Below are 17,478 nucleotides of genomic sequence, written 5' to 3' on the forward strand. Positions count from 1 at the left end.
CGTGACAGCGGTCACCCCGTGCGCCGGAACGCCGGAGGATGGTTTATCGTTCAATTGGCAGCGCCCAAAACGGGCTGCTTCCCCTCAGACCGCCCCGGTCGGGTTCCCCCGTCCGGCCGGGGCTTCCCCCCTCCTCCGGCCGCGCCGCCACCACCCGTCTCGCTCCCCCGGCATGCCGCCGCGCGCGAACGCGCCTTGAATGCGAGGCATGTCGTTGCCGCCCGCGCCGGACGCGCCCGTCCGGCCCCCGAACCGCCGGCCCGCCGGGAGACTGCGGCGCCTCGGCGAGTGGTGCGCCCGGCACGCCCTGACCGTCCTGGTGCTGTGGCTGGCCGGACTGGCCGCCGTCCAGGTGCTCCAGCACACCTCCGGCGGGACGTACGCCGACGACCTCACCCTGCCCGGCACCCCCTCCGCCCAGGGCCGGGCGGTGCTCGCCGCCCACGAACCCACCGCGGCGGGCCCCGCCGGAACGGTCGTGCTGCGCGCCGACCGGCCGCTGACCGCCTACCGCGACCAGCTCACCGCCGCCGCCCGCGCCCTGCGCCGCCTCCCGGACGTCCGCGCCGTACGCGACCCGCTCACGCCGCCCGGCCCGCCCTCGCAGCCCCAGCCCGGCGGCACCGCGCCCGTCACCGGACCGCTCTCCGCCGACGGCCGGACCGGCTACCTCGCGCTGCGCTTCCGTACCCCGCCGACCGCCCTCGGCCCGGACGTCCTGGCCGGGGCGGACCACGCGGTGGCTCCGCTGCGGGCGGCCGGTGTCCGCGTCGAGTACGGCGGGGCGCTGGGCGACGCGGCGCGGCCCGGCGGCGGCCGGCTCGGCCGGGCGCTGGCCCTGGCCGCCGCGGCGCTGGTGCTGCTGGCCTGGCCGCTGGGCATCCTGGCGGCCGGGCTGCCGCTGCTGGCCGCGCTGATCGGCGTGGTCTGCGGGCTGGGCTGCCTGGGCCTGCTGGCCGCCGCGTTCCCGCTGCCGGCCGTCTCCCCCGCCCTGGCCGCGATGACCGGCCTCGCCGTGGGCACCGACGCCGCGCTGCTGCTGCTCGTACGGCACCGGCGGCTGCTGCGGGACGGCGCGGAACCGGCCGTCGCGGCGGGCCGGGCGGCGGCGACCGCCGGCCGGGCCGTGCTGGTCTGCGGCGGCGCGGTGCTGCTCGCGGCGGCCGGGCTGGCGCTCGCCGGGCCCGGTTACGTCACCGGGCTGGGCGCCGCCCTCGCCCTGACCGCGCTCACCGCGGTCCTGGCGGCCCTCACCCTCGTCCCGGCGCTGCTCGGGCTGCTGGGGCGGCGGTACGGCGGGGGCGGGGCGGAGGTGCCGGCAGCTGCTGAGGCACCCACGGGCACGGGAACGCCCGGCCCCGGTCCGCAGGCGCGCCGGGCGTGGTGGGCCGCGGCCGCCGCCGGGGCGCTGGTGGCGGTGGTGCTGGCCGTCCCGGCGTGCGCGCTGCGGCCGGGCCACCTCGACGCCGGTACGGACCCGCCCTCGGCCACCGGCCGCCGGGCCCACGACCTGATGGCGGCGGCGTTCGGCCCCGGTGCGAACGGGCCGCTGACCCTGGTCATCGACCGCGCCGCGGTCCCCCAGGCGGACCGCCCGGCGCTCGCCGACCAGGCCCGCGAGGTCCTCGCCCGGATCCCCGGCGCCGCCGCGGTCACCCCGCTGCGGGTCTCACCGGACGGCGCGGTGCTCACCGCCACCGCCTATCCCGCGCGCGACCCACAGCACCCCGCCACCACCGCGCTCCTGCACCGCCTGACCGGCTCCGTCCTCCCCCGCGCGGTGAGCGGCTACGAGGCGCACACCTACGTCACCGGGGCCACCGCCACCGCCGCGGAGTTCCGGGACCTGGTCGCCGCCCGGCTGCCGCTGCTCCTCGCGGCGGGCGCCGGGCTCGCGTTCCTGGTGCTGCTGCCGGTGCTCCGGGGCGTCCCGGCCGCGGCGGTGACCGCGGTGGCCGGCCTGCTGCCGGTCGCCGCGTCGTACGGGGTGGTGGTCGCGCTCTTCCAGTGGGGCTGGGGCGGACCGGCGCTGGGGCTCCCGGGGCCGGTGCCGGTGGAGACCTGGGTCCCGGTGGTGCTGTGCGCGGTCCTCCTGGGCACGGGCACCGCCCGCGCCGCCGTCCGCGCGGCGCGCCCCCGTACGGGCCGCCCCGCCGCCACCGAACCCTGGCGCCCCGCCCGCGCGCTCACCTGGGCCGCGCTGGCCATGGCCGCGGTGTTCGCCGCCTTCGCGGCCAGCGACCGGACGGCCGTCCGCACGGCCGCGGTGGGCCTGGCGGCCGGCGTCCTGACCGACGCGCTCCTCGTCCGGCCGCTGCTCCTCCCCGCGGCCCTGGCCCTGCTGGGCCCGCGCGCCCACTGGCGGCCTTGGTGGCTCGACCACCTCCTGCCGACGCGCGCCCCACGGGACGAACCGGCCCGCGCCGACCGCCCGGAAGGCCCGCCTCCGGAGCCCCCGGAACGGCCGAATCCGCCGGGCTCCCCGGATTCCCCGCGTCCCCCGGGCCCCCCGCAACCGGCACAGCCGCTGGCCGGCACGGGCCCACCGGGCGCCTGACCCCCGGGGCCGCACGGCGACGGGCCCGTACGGCGGTAGGCCCGTACGGCGCCAGGCCCGTCCGCGCCGAGGCCGTACCGCGAAGGGCCCATACGGCCGCGCCCCCGCCGCTCCCGTCCTGCGCGGCCCCCGCCCTCCGCCGATCATCGTGGTATGGCCCCGACGTCCGGGCGCGGCGGTCCCGCCGCCCGTCCGTATCCCGTGATCCGGCCGATGCTGGCCGTGATCGGGGCGCTGCCGCCCGAGTCCGAGGAGGCGGCCTGGGGCTTCGAGGCCAAATGGGACGGGGCCCGGTGCGTCGTGAACAGCGCGGGCGACGGCACCGTCCAGCTCGTCACCCGGGCCGGCAACGACGCCACCGCCGCCTACCCCGAACTCGGCCCGCTCGGCGCGCAGCTGCGCGGCCGGCCGACGGTCCTGGACGGTGAGGTGGTGGTGCTGGACGCCGCGGGCCGCCCCGACTTCGGGCTGCTCCAGCGCCGGATGGGCGTGGTCAACCCGCGCCGCAGCGCCCGGCTGGCGATGGAGATCCCGGTGCAGCTGGTGCTGTTCGACGTGATGTATCTGGGCGGGCCGCTGCTGGAGGCGCCGTACCACGAGCGGCGGGCGGTGCTGTCCGGACTGGGGCTGGCCGGGCCGAACTGGTCGGTGCCGGGCTATGTGGCGGGCCACGGCCGGCAGGCGTGGGAGGCCGCGGGGCGCGGCGGCCTGGAGGGCGTGATGGCCAAGCGGCTGACCTCCCCGTACCTGCCGGGGGTGCGGTCGGACGACTGGGTGAAGACCAAGTACCTGGAGACCCTGGACATCGTCATCGGCGGCTGGACGGAGGGCCGCGGGGCGCTGCGCGGCCTGCCGGGGTCGGTGCTGGCGGGGGTGGTGGAGCCGGCCGGGCTGCGGTTCGTGGGCGCGGTCGGTTCGGGGCTCTCCGACCAGGAACGGCGGGAGCTGGCCGGGTACTTCGGGGTGATCGGGACGGACCGTTCGCCGTTCAGCAACCCCGTGGACCTGGCCGGGGTGCACTGGGCCGAGCCGCGGCTGGTCGCCGAGATCGCCTTCACCGGCTGGACGGCGACGGGCCGGATCCGGCATCCGGTCTGGCACCGGCTGCGGCCCGATCTGACCCGGCTGGACTGAACGGACGGGCAGGGGCGGGGACCCGGGGCGGCTTCGGCAACGCGCTCCGGCGACGGGTACCGGGGCCGCCTACGGCCGTGGGACGGCACGGCCGTGCAGCGGCTGCGCGGGGACCGGTCAGGCTGGCCCGGTGCGGTCAGGGGCGGCAGAAGTCCGCGAACGCCACCGAGCCGCCGTCGTTCTCGTCGTCCGTACCGAGGATCCCGGTACGCGACCCGGGCAGACAGGTCAGCGCCTCGACCTTGTGCCCCGTGACCGCGGCGAGCCGGTGCGGCGTGCGGGACACCGCGAGCCGGATCCGGCCGGCACCGTCCACGGTGATCCGCCCGGCGTCGTAGAGCGCGGAGGCGAACGGGCCGTCGTCGCCCGGGTCGGCGGCCGAGGAGACCGTCAGCCGGCCGTCCGCGGCGAGCTTCACATCCGAGGCGTGGCGGACGTTCTCGGTCGGGTACGGTGCCCGGAATTCCGCCGAGACCGGCTTCCCGAAGGAGTTGTCCGCGGGATTCCACTCCGCCGCCGAAAGGGTCGCCGGACGCTCGTCCTGACCGCGGTCGGCCCACACCGCGACGGTTTTGCCGTGCACGACGGAGAGCGCGAAACCCTCGTAATTGGCGTCCGGGGAAATACCCGGCAGCCGGAATACCCCGACCACCTTCGCGGTGTCCTTCTCGTGGACGACGCGGTAGGCGGTGCCGCTGCTGGCCAGCGCCACGAACTCATGGGCGCGGCCGGGCACCGCGTCGATCGCCTCCAGGTCCACCGGCAGTTCGCCGTCCCAGGCCAGCGGCCGCACCCGCGGGGCGCCGTCCGGGCGCAGGCCCAGCGCGACGAGGCGGTTCTGACCAGGCTTCTTGTTGTCGCGGACGCCGACGGCGTCGACCGCGGCGCCGTGCCGGGCCTCGACCGCGATACCGCTGATACCGGCGGTGATGCCGTCGCCGACCCGCTGCCAGGCGTCCGCTGCGGGGCGGGACGCGGGGGCGGGGGCGTTCTCCTGTGCGGTGGCCGTCGTCGGCGCCAGCAGCGCGGCACCGGCGACGACCACACCTATCGCTCGTTTGATCATCGGGCGATGATAGGCGCATCCCGTCTCTTACCGGTGAGTTGGGCATTCCTTTTCCGGGGTCCGCCGCGCACCGTTCAGGTCCTGTTCCCCTCGCCTTACGCTTACCGACCCGGATACGCTCCGGGTTTCGGTTCCGCTTGCGTTCCGGTTGCCGTTCCGCCGGCGTTCCGCTTCAGCGTCACCGCTTACGCCGGACATTCCGTCAGGATTCACCGTGCGCCGGGCGGCTGACGCGCCGGGAATACCGCTGCATACCGCCGTGGACGCGGGAAGGCTCTCCGGGACGGCGCCCGCCCCGAGGGAAGGATCCGGCGATGCCCGACGACAGCGGCACCAGCAACCGCGCCTACGGCCGCACCCCCTTCAAGCGCTCCCGCAGCCACTTCACCGACCGGATCACCGCCGACGGGCGCGACGGCTGGCCGGTGGCGGCGGGGCGCTACCGGCTGGTGGTCAGCCGGGCCTGCCCGTGGGCGAGCCGCGCGGTGATCTCCCGGCGGCTGCTCGGGCTGGAGGACGCGCTGCCGATGGCGATCGCCGACCCGATCCAGGACGACCGCAGCTGGCGCTTCACCCTCGACCCGGACGGCCGGGACCCGGTCCTGGGCATCCGCTACCTCGCCGAGGCGTACGAGGCCCGGGAGCCGGACCACCCGGGCGGCGTCAGCGTCCCGGCGATCGTGGACGTCCCCAGCGGCAAGCTGGTCACCAACGACTACCAGCAGCTCACCCTGGACCTCGCCACCGAGTGGACCGCGCTGCACCGCCCCGGGGCGCCCGACCTCTACCCGGAGGCCCACCGGGCGGAGATCGACGCGGTGATGGACGGCGTCTACCGCGACGTCAACAACGGTGTCTACCGCGCCGGCTTCGCCACCGGGCAGGACGAGTACGAGGAGGCGTTCGGCGCCCTCTTCCGGCGGCTGGACGCGCTCTCCGAGCACCTGTCGCACCGGCGCTACCTGGTCGGCGACACGCTCACCGAGGCCGATATCCGGCTGTTCACCACCCTGGTGCGGTTCGACGCCGTCTACCACGGCCACTTCAAGTGCAACCGCTTCAAACTGGCCGAGGACCCGGTGCTGTGGGCGTACGCCAGGGACCTCTTCCAGACGCCCGGCTTCGGCGACACGGTGGACTTCGACCACATCAAGCGGCACTACTACCAGGTGCACACCGGCATCAACCCCACCGGCATCGTCCCGCTGGGCCCGGACCTGTCCGGCTGGCTGACCCCGCACCACCGGGAGGAGCTGGGCGGGCGGCCGTTCGGCGACGGCACGCCCCCGGGCCCGGTCCGCCCGGCCGAGGAGGTCCCGCCGCGGGGCCGCCCCTGACCCGCGCGCTGTGCGAGCCGGCCGGTCCGGGACCCGACCGCTACGGGCACGGAAAGTCGGGTCCGGCATGCTGGGCCTTCCTTAGCGTGAACGGCGCAAGGGAAGGAGGCCGGGGTGCTGGAGCGGCTGAACGAGGCCATGGAGCACATCGAACGCCACCTCGGCGGCACGGTCGGGGCGGCGGAGCTGGCGCGGATCGCGATGACGTCGGAGTACCACTTCCGGCGGATGTTCTCCGCGCTGGCCGGGATGCCGCTGTCGGAGTACCTGCGGCGCCGGCGGCTGACCGTCGCCGGTGCCGAGGTGCTGGCCGGCGAGCGGACGCTGCTGGACATCGCGGTGCGGTACGGCTACGGGTCGGGCGAGGCGTTCGCCCGCGCGTTCCGTGCGGTGCACGGCGTGGGGCCGGGCGAGGCCCGGCGGACCGGCGCGGTACTGCGCTCGCAGCCCCGGATGGCCTTCCGGCTCGTGATCGAAGGGAGCAGCAGTATGGAATACCGGATCGTCGCGAAGCCCGAGTTCCGGGTGGCCGGGCGGAAGGCGCGGGTGTCGCTGGTGTACGAGGGGGTCAATCCGGCCATCGCGGAGTTCGTCCAGGGGCTGGGCGAGGAGACCGTGCGGCGGATCGCGGCGCTGTCCGACCAGGACCCGGAGGGGATCGTCGCGGTCTGCGACGACCTCGACCCCATTCGCGCCGAGGGCAGCGAACTCGACTACTGGCACGGGGCGGTGACGAGTCGTCAGGTACCGGACGACCTGGAGGCGCTGGCCGTCCCGGCCGGGTCGTGGGCGGTGTTCGCGAACACCGGGCCGTACCCGCAGGCGCTCCAGCAGCTGTGGGCGGACGTGTACGCGCAGTGGTTCCCGTCGAACCCGTACCGCAGCCGGCCCGGGCCGGAGATCCTGCGCGTCCGGCCCGCGCCGGGCGGTGCGACGGCGACCGCCGAGCTGTGGATACCGGTCGAGCGGACCGTGGAGTGAGGCCCGGGCCCCGGCGCGCGACGTCCGCGCCGGGGCCCGGCCGTACCGTGGCAGTTTTCGGCTCGCGGACCTACTCCGCGCCCGCGTCCTCCGGGGAGCGGCGGGCCAGCGCGGCCAGGACGTCGAGGGCGTCGGCCAGGACGTCGGCGGGCGGGGCGGACAGTGCGAGCCGGACCGCGTTGGGGGCGTGGCCGGGGCCGGCCGTGAACGCGCCGGACGGGGAGACCGCGATACCGCGGCGGGCGGCGGCGGCCACGAAGGTGTCGGCCCGCCAGGGCTCGGGGAGTTCCCACCAGCAGTGGTACGACCGCGGGTCGGCGCGGAGCCGGTGGCCGGCCAGGCGGTCTTCGGCGATCCGGCGGCGGGCCGCGGCGTCGGCGCGTTTGGCCTCCTCGATGGCGGTGGCGGTGCCGTCGGACAGCCAGCGGAGCGCGGCGGCCAGGGCGAAGCCGGAGGCGGTCCAGCCGCCGGAGCGGAGGGCGGCGGCGAGGTCGGGCCCGGCGTCGCGTTCGGGGGTCACCAGAAAGCCGAGGGTCAGGCCGGGCGCGAGCCGCTTGGAGAGGCTGTCGACGAGTACGGTGCGCTCCGGCGCGAGCGCGGCGAGCGGGGCGAGGTCGGGGCGGAGGAAGCCGTAGACCGCGTCCTCGACGGCGTAGAGGTCCAACTCCCGCAGTACAGCGGCGAGTTCGGCGCGGCGGGTGGCGGGCATGGTGGTGCCGAGCGGGTTGTGCAGGGCGGGCTGGAGGTAGACGGCGCGCAGCGGGCCGGCGGCGCGCAGGGCGGCGGGGGTGACACCGTCCGCGTCCATCGCCAGCGGGACGAGGACGATGCCGAGGCGGGCCGCGATGCCCTTGACGACGGGGAAGGTCAGCGCTTCGACGCCGAGCCGGGTGCCGGGTGGAACGAGGGCGGCGAAGGCGGCGGCCAGGGCCTGCCGGCCGCTGCCGGCGAACAGCAGCCGCTCGGGGTCGGGGGCCCAGCCGGTACGGGCGAGGTGGGCGGCGGCGGTGCGCCGGGCGGCCGGGGTGCCGGCGGCGCCGGGCGGACGCAGCGCCGCGGCCAGCGCGTCGCCGTGCTGCAGCAGGTCGGCGATGCTGCCGGCGAGCCGGGCGGGCTGGTCGGGCAGGATCGGGAGGTTGAGTTCCAGGTCGACGCGGTGGCCGCCGGGCTCGGCCAGCGCGGGCTCGGCGGGCGGCGGCCCGGTGCGGACGAAGGTGCCGCGGCCGACCTCGCCGACCGTCAGGCCGCGGCGGGCCAGTTCGCGGTAGACGCGGTGCGCGGTGGAGGCGGCGATCCGCCGCTGCCGGGCGAACCGCCGCAGCGGCGGCAGCCGGTCCCCCGGGCGCAGCCGGCCGTCCTCGATGGCCGCGGCCAGCTCCTCGGCGATCGCACGGAAGTCGTCCCCCGTCATGTGCGCACCCCTCCCCCGATTGCACCCCGGATTGCACCGAGGACATTGTTTTTATTGTGCCGAGACAATGCCGCTCATAGCATCGAGCCGTCAACTCCTGTGCACAACAAGGCCGCAGGTGGTGCGGCGACAAGGGGTGTTCCATGGCATCAGTGCAATCCGGCGGGATCTCGATCGCGTACGAGGACGAGGGCAGCGGTGAACCGCTGGTACTCATCCACGGCCATCCCTTCGACCGCTCGATGTGGCGGCCGCAGACCGCGCACTTCAGCCGCGCCGGGATGCGGGTGATCGTGCCCGACCTCCGCGGCTACGGCGGGAGTTCGGTGGTGCCGGGCAAGACCCCGCTCACGGTCTTCGCCCAGGACATCGCCGCTCTCCTCGACCACCTCGGCATCGGCCGGTGCGTACTCGGCGGGCTGTCGATGGGCGGGCAGATCGCGATGGAGTTCCACCGGCTGTTCCCCGAGCGGATCCGGGCGCTGCTGCTCGCCGACACCTTCGCGGCGGCGGACACCGCCGAGGGCCGCGCGGTGCGCCTGCGGACCGCGGAACGGCTGCTGGCGGAGGGCATGGCCGGGTACGCGGCCGAAGCGCTGCCGAAGATGATCGCCCCGTACAACGTCACCGCGCTGCCGGAGGTCGCCGACCACGTCCTGGGCATGATGCGCGGCGCCCCGCCCGAGGGCGCCGCGGCCGCCCTGCGCGGCCGGGCCGAACGGCCCGACTACACCCCCACTTTGCCGGGGATCGCGGTACCCACGCTGGTCGTGGTGGGCGAGGACGACGCGTTCACGCCGGTGGCCGACGCCCGGCACATCCACGAGGCGGTACCGGACTCGCGCCTGGTGGTGATCCCGCGGTCCGGCCATCTGCCCAACCTGGAGCAGCCGGCGGAGTTCAACGCGGCCCTGGCGGACTTCCTGCAATCCCTGCCGGCCACCACCGCTCCGTAACGCCGGGGGGCGGCGCCCGGCACGCCACCGGGCGGCGCGCCCGCCTGGCCGGCGCGTGCCCGCCCCGCCGACGCGCCCCAGAGGACCCTGCCCCCTACCCCACCACCCTCGCCCATCCCACCAACGCCCGGTGCGGCAGCACCAGTCGCCCATCCGCCGCCGTGAACTCCGCGGCCAAGGCGAGGAACGCACACCGGACCCGCTCGGTGGCCGCCGGCCCCTGGGACGTCACGGTCTGCCCGATGGCCGCCACCCCGGCCGCCGGGCCGCGCCACCACTCCCCCGGCGTCGTGCGGTGATCCCAGGCCACCTCGGCGCACTCCACCCCGGCCAACCCGCTGACTCCGCGCAGCAGTTCCGCCAGCCCGGCCGGGGTGCGGGGGAAGTCGTCCTCGGGGGCGAGGGCGGGCAGGTCCGCCGGGCGCTCCACCCCGGCGGCCCGCACCGCGCGGCCGAGCAGCGCCTGGCCCGGCGCGGGCGGCGCGGCCCAGATGGTCACCGCGATCCGGCCGCCGGGCCGGGTCACCCGGCGCAGTTCGGCCAGCGCCGCCCGGGGCCGGCCGACGTGGTTGAGCACGAAGTTGCCGATCGCGGCGTCGAACGCCCCGGCCGAAAAGGGCAGATGGGGCAGGGCGGCGAGCCGCACCTCGGCGCCGGGAAGCGCGGCCGCGGCGGCGCGCACCATGTCCGGTTCGGCGTCCACGGCGGTCACCTCGGCCCCGCGGGCGCGAGCCGCCGCGGCGGCGGTGCCGGGACCGGTGCCGGCGTCCAGTACCCGGCTGCCGGCGGTGACACCCGCGGCGTCCAGCAGCGCCGGTACCGTATACGCGCACAGCCGGCCGAACCCCGCCGCGTACGCCGCCGATCGCCCGGCCCAGGCCCGTCTTTCACCGGCGTCGAACAGCGTCGGCGCCCCAGGTACCCCAGGCGCCTCACGCTCCCCGTCCGCCACCGGCACCGCCTCCGCCACCGCGCCCCACCGTCCCCTCGCGCCCCGCCGGTCACACGGGTAACGTCCGCTCGTAGCGTCCGTTCCGGCAACGCTCCGGCCGCGCCGAACTCTCCCGCACCGCCCCGGCGTTACCCAGCCGTAACCTACCGACGGGTTACCACGGGTAAGCAACAGACCTTACTCTCCAGTCACTTCGGGCCCCGGGCGCCCCCTCCTGTCCTGCGACAGCGTCCGCGCGGCCCGCGTCGAGATCTGGAGCAGAAGATGACGCCCTCCCGCACCACGCTGCGCGCCGCCATCGGCACCGTCTGCGCGACGGTGCTCGCCACGTCGGTCCTGACCGCCGCTCCGGCGGGCGCGGCGCCGCAGGCCCCCGCCCGCACCGCGTCCGCCGCCCGCCCGTCCGCCGCCGGCACCCCCACCCTGCGGTTCACCGACATCACCGGCGACGGCGGCATCACCCTCAAGGCGAACGTCTTCACCCCGGCCGGCGCCGACGCCGCGCACCGGTACCCGCTCGTCGTCCTGCCCACCAGCTGGGCGATGCCGCAGATCGAATACCTCGCGCAGGCCCGGAAGCTGGCCGCCGACGGCTATGTCGTGGTCGGCTACAACTCGCGCGGCTTCTGGCAGTCCGGCGGGCAGATCGAGACCGCCGGACCGCAGGACGTACGGGACGCCTCCAAGGTGATCGACTGGGCGCTGGCCCACACCCCCGCCGATCCGCACAAGGTCGGGATGGCCGGGGTGTCGTACGGCGCCGGGATCAGCCTGCTGGCGGCCGGCGCGGACAAGCGGATCAAGGCGGTCGCAGCGCTCAGCGGCTGGGCCGACCTCATCGGCTCGATCTACAGCGGCCGCACCCCGCACCTCCAGGCCGCCGCGATGCTCGGCGGCGCGGGCGCGCTGACCGGGCGGCCCAGCCCCGAACTCCAGCAGGTCCTCAAGGACTTCCTCAGCGCCAACATGGCCAAGGAGCAGGACATGATCGCCTGGGGCCGCAAGCGGTCCCCGGCCACCTACGTGGACCGGATCAACGCCAACGGCGCGGCGATCCTGCTCGGCAACGCCTGGGGCGACTCGCTCTTCCCGCCCGACCAGTACGCGGCGTTCTTCGAGAAGCTCAAGGGCCCCAAGCGGCTGGAGTTCCGCCCCGGCGACCACGCCACCGCCGAGGGCCTGGGCCTGCTCGGCCTGCCCAACGACACCTGGAACGACAGCAAGCGGTGGCTCGACCACTACCTCAAGGGCACCGACAACGGCATCGACAAGGAGCCGCCGGTCCTGCTGAAGTCCCGTTCCACCGGCGCCTACGAGGGCTACAAGAGCTGGCAGGACGTGCCGTCCGGGCACCACAGGATCGCGCTCGGCACCACCCAGCGGATCCGGACCGGCACCGACTCCGGCGCCGATGGCGGGCTGATCTTCCTGTCCAGCATGCTGGACCAGTTCCTGCGGATGCCGCCGATGGCGTCGATACCGCTGCTGCCGCGCTCGGCCGCCGCCGTCTGGCAGTCCGACCCGTATGCGGGCGGCCAGCGGGTGCGCGGCACGACCCGGCTGCACACCACGGTGACGCCGACCGCCGCCGATGGCACCCTCATCGCCTACCTCTACGACGAGGGCCCGCTGGGCCTGGGCAAGCTCGTCACGCACGCCCCGCTCACCTTCCACGGCAAGACCCCGGGCCAACCGTTCGGCCTGGACCTCGACCTCGCCGCCACCGCCTACGACGTGCCGGCCGGGCACCGCCTCACGCTGGTCGTGGACACCGCCGACCCGCTCTACATCGCGCAGAACCCGTCCGGCGCCCGGCTGACCTTCTCCTCCCCGGCGAACGACCCGTCGTATGTGTCGGTGCCGGTGCGCGACTGAACCGCCCGAGGTCTTGGGTGGCGTACGGCCGGGCCTACGCCCCCGGGCGTACGCCCCGCGCCCGACGCGGCGGCCCGGGGGCGGCCGTTACGCTCCGGATCATGAGCCCTTTCCCCCCGGCCCGCGATGCCGGACTCCGCAAACGGGACGCGCTGCGGCGGCTGGAGGCGGACGAGGACGCCTGGGTCTCGTCCGTCTCCGACGACGGGACGCCCGCCCTGGTGCCGCTCTCCTTCGTCTGGTACGGCGAGCGCCTGCTCATGGCCACCAAGCGCCGGAACCCGACCGCCCGCAATCTCGCGGCGCGCCCGGAGAGCCGGGTGGCGCTGGGCACCACCCGGGACGTGGTCCTCGCCCACTGCACCACCGAGGTGCTGGCCTGCGACACCCTGCCGCGGGACGCCGCGGACGCCTTCGCCGCCAAGCTCGGCTGGGATCCGTACGGCCGGGCCACCTGGGTCTACCTCCGCTTCACCCCGCGGCGGCTGCTGGTCTGGCGCGAGGCGAACGAGCTGCCCGGCCGCGAGCTGATGCGGGACGGCAGCTGGATCGTCTGACGCCGACGCGTCCGGAGCCGGCCGGTCAGCCGTGCGCCCGGTGGTCGTCGGCGCGCAGGGTGGCCGGCTGCGGCGCGGCCACCTCGCCGGTCTCCACCTTCGGGCTGCGCCGCTGCCGCCGGGCGGCCCAGGTCGCCAGCCACGACAGCAGCATGCACATCCCGATGTAGACCGGCGAGATGACCAGGACGACGGGGATGAACGGCAGGTCGTAGTCGAGGTTGGAGGCGATCAGCTTGCCGGCGTGCAGGAACTCCTCGTAGGTGATCAGGAAGCCCAGCGAGGTGTCCTTCAGGGCCACCACCAGCTGGGAGATGATCGCCGGGAGCATCGCCCGGACCGCCTGCGGCACCAGTACGTGCACCATCACCTGCGTCTTGCGCATGCCCAGCGCGTACGCGGCCTCGCCCTGGCCGCGCTCGATGGAGTTCACACCGGAGCGGAAGACCTCCGCCAGCACCGAGCCGTTGTACAGCGTCAGCCCGCTGACCAGCGCGGTCAGCGGCTCGGCGCGCAGCGCCACGTAGATGAAGAAGATCATCACCAGTACGGGCATGGCCCGGAAGAACTCCACCAGCAGCGTGCACGACCAGCGCAGCACCCGGTGCGCGGAGAGCCGCCCGGCGGCCAGCACCGCGCCCAGCGCCAGCGCCAGCACCGCCGCCAGCCCGAACGCCCGCAGGGTGTTGGCCAGTCCGGTGAGCAGCAGGTCCTGGATGCCCTGGTAGAGGAACGGCGTCCACTTGGCCGCGGTGAACTGGCCGGTGCGGAAGAGCAGCACCAGCGCCCAGCCGACCAGGGCCAGCAGCACCAGCGTCCCGGCGAGCCCGAACCAGCGGTGCCGGCGCCGGGCCCGCGGCCCCGGCACGTCGTAGAGGACGGCGCTCACCGGGCGACTCCGTAGTGCTTCTCCAGCGCGTTGAAGAGCGCGCTGAGGCTGAGGGTGACGAGGAGGTAGCCGGCCGCGATCCACACGAACGACCAGATGATGCTGTAGCCCAGCTCGTTGAGGGGTTTGTAGACGCCGAGGAGTTCGGTGACGCTGAACGAGCCGGCGATCGCGGAGTTCTTGGCGAGCGCGATCAGGGTCGAGCCGAGCGGCGGGATGACCGCGCGGAACGCCTGCGGCAGCACCACCAGGCCGAGCGTCTGCCGGAAGGTCATGCCCAGGCTGCGGGCCGCCTCGCCCTGCCCGGCGGGTACCGTGCCGATACCGGCCCGTACCGCCTCGCAGATGAACGCGGAGGTGTAGCAGCCCAGCGCCAGCACGGCGAAGAGGGTGAACGGCAGCACCACGCCGAAGCGCGGCAGGCCCAGCAGCACCGCGAAGAACAGCAGGGTCAGCGGGGTGTTGCGCAGCACCGTGACCCACGCCGTGCCGAAGGCCCGCAGCGGGCGGACCGGCGCGACCCGGAAGGCCGCCATCAGGAAGCCGAGGGCGAGCGCCAGCAGGCCGGCGTAGACGGTCAGTTCGACGGTGCCCAGCAGGCCGTCGCCGTAGCGGGCGAGGTTGTCGAGGAGGACGTTCATCGGGCGGTTCCTTGGCTCATCGGGGCGCCGGATAGCGGTCGATCGGGGGCGGCGCGGGCGCCGGGACCCCGGACAGGCCGAGCGTGGCCCGGTACGCCTGCCGCCAGGTGCCGTTCCGCTCGGCGGCGGCGAGCGCGTCGTCCAGCGCGAACCGCAGCGCGCTGTCGCCGCGCCGCACCCCGATGCCGTACGGCTCCTTCGAGAACGGGCGGCCGGTGAGCTTGAGGTCGCGCGGCGCCTTGGCCGCGTAGCCGAGCAGGATCGCGTCGTCGGTGGTGACCGCGTCGACCTGGTAGGTGAGGAGGTTGTCCACGCACACCGAGTAGGTGTCGTAGGCGACCAGGACGGCCCGGGGGTAGTCGGCGCGGATGCGCTGGTAGGGGGTGGAGCCGGCGGCCGAGCAGACGCGTTTGCCGGCCAGGTCCGCGGGGCCGTGGATGCCGTTCTCGTCCCGGCGGACCAGTAGCGACTGGCCGGCCAGGTAGTACGGGCCGGCGAAGCCGACCTGCTGCTTGCGCTTGGCGTTGATGGTGTACGTGCCGACGTAGAGGTCGATCTGGCCGTTCTGGAGGGCGGTCTCGCGGTTGGCGGAGGCGATGGTGCGGAAGTCGACGGCGCGGACCGGGAAGCCGAGCGCGGCGGCCATCATCTTGGCGATCTCGATGTCGAAGCCGCTGTAGGTGCCGCTGGCCGGGTCCCGTTCGCCGAGGTAGGGCTGGTCCTCCTTGACGCCGATGACGAGCCGGCCGCGGCGTTCGGCGGCCGTCCAGGTCGGGGAGGCGGGCAGCCGGAAGCCGCGGGCCACCCGGTAGTGGGGCAGGTCGCCGGCGCGCGGGCCCTTGGCGGGCGGGCTGCCGGGCCGGCCGCAGCCCGCCGCGGCCGGGACGAGGAGGGCGAGCAGCAGGGCGGCCAGGAGGAGCGGGCGGCAGGGCTGCGGGGCGGGAGGGTGCGGCATCGCGGCGGCCCGTTCAGTGCTTGAGGATCTTGGCGAGGAAGTCCCGGGCGCGGTCGCTGCGCGGGGCGGCGAAGAACTCCTCGGGCGGCCGGTCCTCGATGATCTTGCCGTCGGCCATGAAGACCACGCGGTGCGCGGCGGAGCGGGCGAACCCCATCTCGTGGGTGACCACGACCATCGTCATGCCCTCCCGGGCGAGCTGCCGCATCACCTCCAGCACCTCGTTGATCATCTCGGGGTCGAGGGCCGAGGTGGGCTCGTCGAAGAGCAGCGCCTTGGGGTCCATGGCCAGCGCCCGGGCGATGGCGACGCGCTGCTGCTGGCCGCCGGAGAGCTGCGCCGGGTACTTCTCCGCCTGGGCGGCGAGGCCGACCCGGTCGAGGAGTTCGCGGGCCCGCCGCTCGGCGTCCTCCTTGCGCTTCCGGCGGACCTTGACCGGCGCCAGGGTGAGGTTGTCGAGCACGGTCCGGTGCGCGAAGAGGTTGAACGACTGGAAGACCATGCCGACGTCGGCGCGGACCCGGGCCAGCGCCCGGCCCTCCTCGGGCAGCGGGACGCCGTCCAGCGTAATGGTGCCGGACTCGATGGTCTCCAGGCGGTTGATGGTGCGGCACAGGGTCGACTTGCCGGACCCGGAGGGCCCGATGACCACCACCACCTCGCCGCGGCCGACGCCGAGGTCGATGTCCTTCAGGACGTGCAGCGTCCCGTAGTGCTTGTTGACCCCGCGCAGCTCGATCAGCGCGTCACCGGCCATGGGCGGCCCGTCCCCTCTCATCCGTACGGCGGAGAGATTCGCAACTTACCCGTACGAATGGGGCACTTCGCCGGTGACACGCGCGGGGCGGGCGGAACGCCGCGGGCGGTTCAGCCCTCGGCGACCTCGGCGTAGACCTGGCACAGCTCGGGGGCGCCCTCGTCGGCCCACTCGTGGCCGGCCGCGACCACGTCGATCTCCCGGCCGGAGTCCAGCCGCACCACCGGGCGGCCGTCCGGGCGGACCTGCCAGACCGCGCCGCGCACCGTGCGGACCACGACCGTGCCGAGGTAGAGACCGGCGTCGTTGCCGAGCCAGGGCAGCACCTCGGGGTCGTCCCGCCACACCGGCTGGAGCTGGTCCAGCGCCTCCAACGACCGCTGGGAGTCGTCGAGTTCGACCCCGGCGGCGGCCGCCTGGTCGCGCAGCAGCCCGCACTCCGAGAACAGCTCGACGACGCTGCCGGGATCGGCCCGCACCGACTCGGCGAGCGGTACCGGACCGGCCGCGTCCGTACGCCTGCGCCACTTGTCCAGGAAAGACAGGTTCATGGTGCGAGGGTCCCACTCGCCCCCGCGCCGGGGCCACAGGCGCGCGGCACCTGTCCGGTCCGGCGGCGCGCGCCGGGGCTCAGACGTCGAGGTCCACGACCACGGGGGCGTGGTCGGAGGCGCCCTTGCCCTTGCGCTCCTCGCGGTCGACGTAGGCGTCGGCGACGGACTTGGCGAACGGGGCGTTGCCGTAGACGAGGTCGATGCGCATCCCGCGGTTCTTGGGGAAGCAGAGCTGGCGGTAGTCCCAGTAGGTGTAGGGCCGGTCGTACTTCAGCGGGCGGGGCACGACGTCGGAGAGGCCGGCCTCGCGCAGGGCGCCCAGGGCGGCGCGCTCGGCCGGGGTGACGTGGGTCAGGCCCTCGAAGACGGCCGGGTCCCAGACGTCCTCGTCGGTGGGCGCGACGTTGAAGTCGCCGAGGACGGCGAACGGGCGGCCGGCCGCCGCGTCCTCGGCGACCGCCGTCCGCAGCGCCCGGAACCAGTCGAGCTTGTAGGCGTAGTGCGCGTGGTCGACCTCGCGGCCGTTGGGGACGTAGACCGACCAGACGCGGGCCGGGCCGCAGGTCGCCGAGACCGCGCGGGGCTCCTGGACGCCGTCGTAGGCCGGGCCGCCGGGCAGACCCCTGACCACGTCCGCGAGGCCGACGCGGGAGACCACGGCGACGCCGTTCCACCTGCCGTCGGCGTTGACGGCGGCTTCGTAGCCCAGCTCGCGGAGCTGGTCGTAGGGGAACTGCTCGTCGGAGCACTTGGTCTCCTGGACGCACAGCACGTCCGTACCGGACTTCTCCAGCCAGGCCAGCAGCCGGGGGAGGCGGGCGGTGATCGAATTGACGTTCCAGGTGGCGATGCGCAT

At 75.2% G+C, this 17,478-nt stretch carries 16 protein-coding genes; 7 read left to right on the plus strand and 9 right to left on the minus strand.

Translation table 11 applies throughout. The annotated features are described in order from the left end of the window. The first annotated feature begins 208 nt into the window (after positions 1-208). Together ADL22_RS22925 and ligD are read left to right on the plus strand one after the other, a co-directional pair. Positions 209-2,557 (plus strand): MMPL family transporter, encoded by a 2,349-nt coding sequence (locus ADL22_RS22925; protein ID WP_066982909.1) that lies wholly within the window; start codon positions 209-211, stop codon positions 2,555-2,557. Between the two features lie 153 nt (positions 2,558-2,710). After that, positions 2,711-3,691 (plus strand): non-homologous end-joining DNA ligase, encoded by a 981-nt coding sequence (gene ligD, locus ADL22_RS22930; protein ID WP_066982912.1) that lies wholly within the window; start codon positions 2,711-2,713, stop codon positions 3,689-3,691. 136 nt (positions 3,692-3,827) lie between these two features. Here the strand turns inward: ligD and ADL22_RS22935 are convergent, their stop codons facing one another. Beyond that, a complete protein-coding gene (locus tag ADL22_RS22935; RefSeq protein ID WP_234430816.1) occupies positions 3,828-4,757 on the minus strand; it encodes a hypothetical protein in 930 nt (309 codons plus the stop codon). 314 nt (positions 4,758-5,071) lie between these two features. On the opposite strand from ADL22_RS22935, the gene ADL22_RS22940 reads away from it, so the two are divergent. Beyond that, positions 5,072-6,094: a glutathione S-transferase family protein gene (locus tag ADL22_RS22940; RefSeq protein ID WP_066982915.1), complete on the plus strand. Its 1,023-nt coding sequence runs from the start codon at positions 5,072-5,074 to the stop codon at positions 6,092-6,094. 114 nt (positions 6,095-6,208) lie between these two features. Then, the gene (locus tag ADL22_RS22945; RefSeq protein WP_066982918.1) at positions 6,209-7,075 is read left to right on the plus strand and encodes an AraC family transcriptional regulator; all 867 of its coding nucleotides are present in this window, start codon (positions 6,209-6,211) and stop codon (positions 7,073-7,075) included. Between the two features lie 70 nt (positions 7,076-7,145). On the opposite strand, the gene ADL22_RS22950 is transcribed toward ADL22_RS22945, so the two are convergent. Continuing rightward, a complete protein-coding gene (locus ADL22_RS22950; protein WP_066982921.1) occupies positions 7,146-8,486 on the minus strand; it encodes a PLP-dependent aminotransferase family protein in 1,341 nt (446 codons plus the stop codon). 143 nt (positions 8,487-8,629) lie between these two features. On the opposite strand from ADL22_RS22950, the gene ADL22_RS22955 reads away from it, so the two are divergent. Then, the gene (locus ADL22_RS22955; RefSeq protein WP_066982924.1) at positions 8,630-9,442 is read left to right on the plus strand and encodes an alpha/beta fold hydrolase; all 813 of its coding nucleotides are present in this window, start codon (positions 8,630-8,632) and stop codon (positions 9,440-9,442) included. 94 nt (positions 9,443-9,536) lie between these two features. Here ADL22_RS22955 and ADL22_RS22960 read toward each other — a convergent pair whose 3' ends face one another. Then, positions 9,537-10,400, minus strand: a complete 864-nt coding sequence (locus ADL22_RS22960; protein ID WP_420711591.1) for a class I SAM-dependent methyltransferase — start codon at positions 10,398-10,400, stop codon at positions 9,537-9,539. A gap of 258 nt (positions 10,401-10,658) precedes the next feature. Between ADL22_RS22960 and ADL22_RS22965 the strand changes: the two genes are divergently transcribed. Both ADL22_RS22965 and ADL22_RS22970 read left to right on the plus strand, forming a co-directional pair. Then, on the plus strand, positions 10,659-12,269 hold the full coding sequence (locus tag ADL22_RS22965) for a CocE/NonD family hydrolase (RefSeq protein ID WP_066982927.1): 1,611 nt from the start codon (positions 10,659-10,661) through the stop codon (positions 12,267-12,269). A 101-nt stretch (positions 12,270-12,370) separates the two neighbouring features. Next, on the plus strand, positions 12,371-12,826 hold the full coding sequence (locus ADL22_RS22970) for a pyridoxamine 5'-phosphate oxidase family protein (protein ID WP_066982929.1): 456 nt from the start codon (positions 12,371-12,373) through the stop codon (positions 12,824-12,826). A 25-nt stretch (positions 12,827-12,851) separates the two neighbouring features. Here ADL22_RS22970 and ADL22_RS22975 read toward each other — a convergent pair whose 3' ends face one another. The 6 genes from ADL22_RS22975 to ADL22_RS23000 form a co-directional block, all read right to left on the minus strand. Next, positions 12,852-13,715 (minus strand): amino acid ABC transporter permease, encoded by an 864-nt coding sequence (locus ADL22_RS22975; protein ID WP_066982932.1) that lies wholly within the window; start codon positions 13,713-13,715, stop codon positions 12,852-12,854. Continuing rightward, positions 13,712-14,356, minus strand: a complete 645-nt coding sequence (locus tag ADL22_RS22980) for an amino acid ABC transporter permease (protein ID WP_066982935.1) — start codon at positions 14,354-14,356, stop codon at positions 13,712-13,714. Before ADL22_RS22980 ends, ADL22_RS22975 begins: the two co-directional genes overlap by 4 nt. A 16-nt stretch (positions 14,357-14,372) precedes the next feature. Further along, positions 14,373-15,311 carry a glutamate ABC transporter substrate-binding protein gene (locus ADL22_RS22985; protein ID WP_066982938.1) on the minus strand — a complete coding sequence of 313 codons (939 nt, stop codon included), beginning with the start codon at positions 15,309-15,311 and terminating at the stop codon, positions 14,373-14,375. Between the two features lie 13 nt (positions 15,312-15,324). Further along, positions 15,325-16,068, minus strand: a complete 744-nt coding sequence (locus ADL22_RS22990; RefSeq protein WP_066982941.1) for an amino acid ABC transporter ATP-binding protein — start codon at positions 16,066-16,068, stop codon at positions 15,325-15,327. A 110-nt stretch (positions 16,069-16,178) separates the two neighbouring features. Further along, the gene (locus ADL22_RS22995; protein WP_066982944.1) at positions 16,179-16,619 is read right to left on the minus strand and encodes a DUF6278 family protein; all 441 of its coding nucleotides are present in this window, start codon (positions 16,617-16,619) and stop codon (positions 16,179-16,181) included. A gap of 79 nt (positions 16,620-16,698) precedes the next feature. After that, positions 16,699-17,478: an exodeoxyribonuclease III gene (locus ADL22_RS23000; RefSeq protein WP_066982947.1), complete on the minus strand. Its 780-nt coding sequence runs from the start codon at positions 17,476-17,478 to the stop codon at positions 16,699-16,701.

Origin of the sequence: Streptomyces sp. NRRL F-4489 (assembly GCF_001509485.1) — a bacterium.
Classification (GTDB): Bacteria; Actinomycetota; Actinomycetes; order Streptomycetales; family Streptomycetaceae; genus Streptomyces.

What these genes read in the sequence shown, in the direction of transcription:
- ADL22_RS22925 (WP_066982909.1), top strand. Translation starts at nt 209, where the DNA reads ATGTCGTTGCCGCCCGCGCCGGACGCGCCCGTCCGGCCCCCGAACCGC.
- ligD (WP_066982912.1), top strand. Translation starts at nt 2,711, where the DNA reads ATGGCCCCGACGTCCGGGCGCGGCGGTCCCGCCGCCCGTCCGTATCCC.
- ADL22_RS22935 (WP_234430816.1), bottom strand. Translation starts at nt 4,757, where the DNA reads ATGATCAAACGAGCGATAGGTGTGGTCGTCGCCGGTGCCGCGCTGCTG.
- ADL22_RS22940 (WP_066982915.1), top strand. Translation starts at nt 5,072, where the DNA reads ATGCCCGACGACAGCGGCACCAGCAACCGCGCCTACGGCCGCACCCCC.
- ADL22_RS22950 (WP_066982921.1), bottom strand. Translation starts at nt 8,486, where the DNA reads ATGACGGGGGACGACTTCCGTGCGATCGCCGAGGAGCTGGCCGCGGCC.
- ADL22_RS22955 (WP_066982924.1), top strand. Translation starts at nt 8,630, where the DNA reads ATGGCATCAGTGCAATCCGGCGGGATCTCGATCGCGTACGAGGACGAG.
- ADL22_RS22965 (WP_066982927.1), top strand. Translation starts at nt 10,659, where the DNA reads ATGACGCCCTCCCGCACCACGCTGCGCGCCGCCATCGGCACCGTCTGC.
- ADL22_RS22970 (WP_066982929.1), top strand. Translation starts at nt 12,371, where the DNA reads ATGAGCCCTTTCCCCCCGGCCCGCGATGCCGGACTCCGCAAACGGGAC.
- ADL22_RS22980 (WP_066982935.1), bottom strand. Translation starts at nt 14,356, where the DNA reads ATGAACGTCCTCCTCGACAACCTCGCCCGCTACGGCGACGGCCTGCTG.
- ADL22_RS22985 (WP_066982938.1), bottom strand. Translation starts at nt 15,311, where the DNA reads ATGCCGCACCCTCCCGCCCCGCAGCCCTGCCGCCCGCTCCTCCTGGCC.
- ADL22_RS22990 (WP_066982941.1), bottom strand. Translation starts at nt 16,068, where the DNA reads ATGGCCGGTGACGCGCTGATCGAGCTGCGCGGGGTCAACAAGCACTAC.
- ADL22_RS22995 (WP_066982944.1), bottom strand. Translation starts at nt 16,619, where the DNA reads ATGAACCTGTCTTTCCTGGACAAGTGGCGCAGGCGTACGGACGCGGCC.
- ADL22_RS23000 (WP_066982947.1), bottom strand. Translation starts at nt 17,478, where the DNA reads ATGCGCATCGCCACCTGGAACGTCAATTCGATCACCGCCCGCCTCCCC.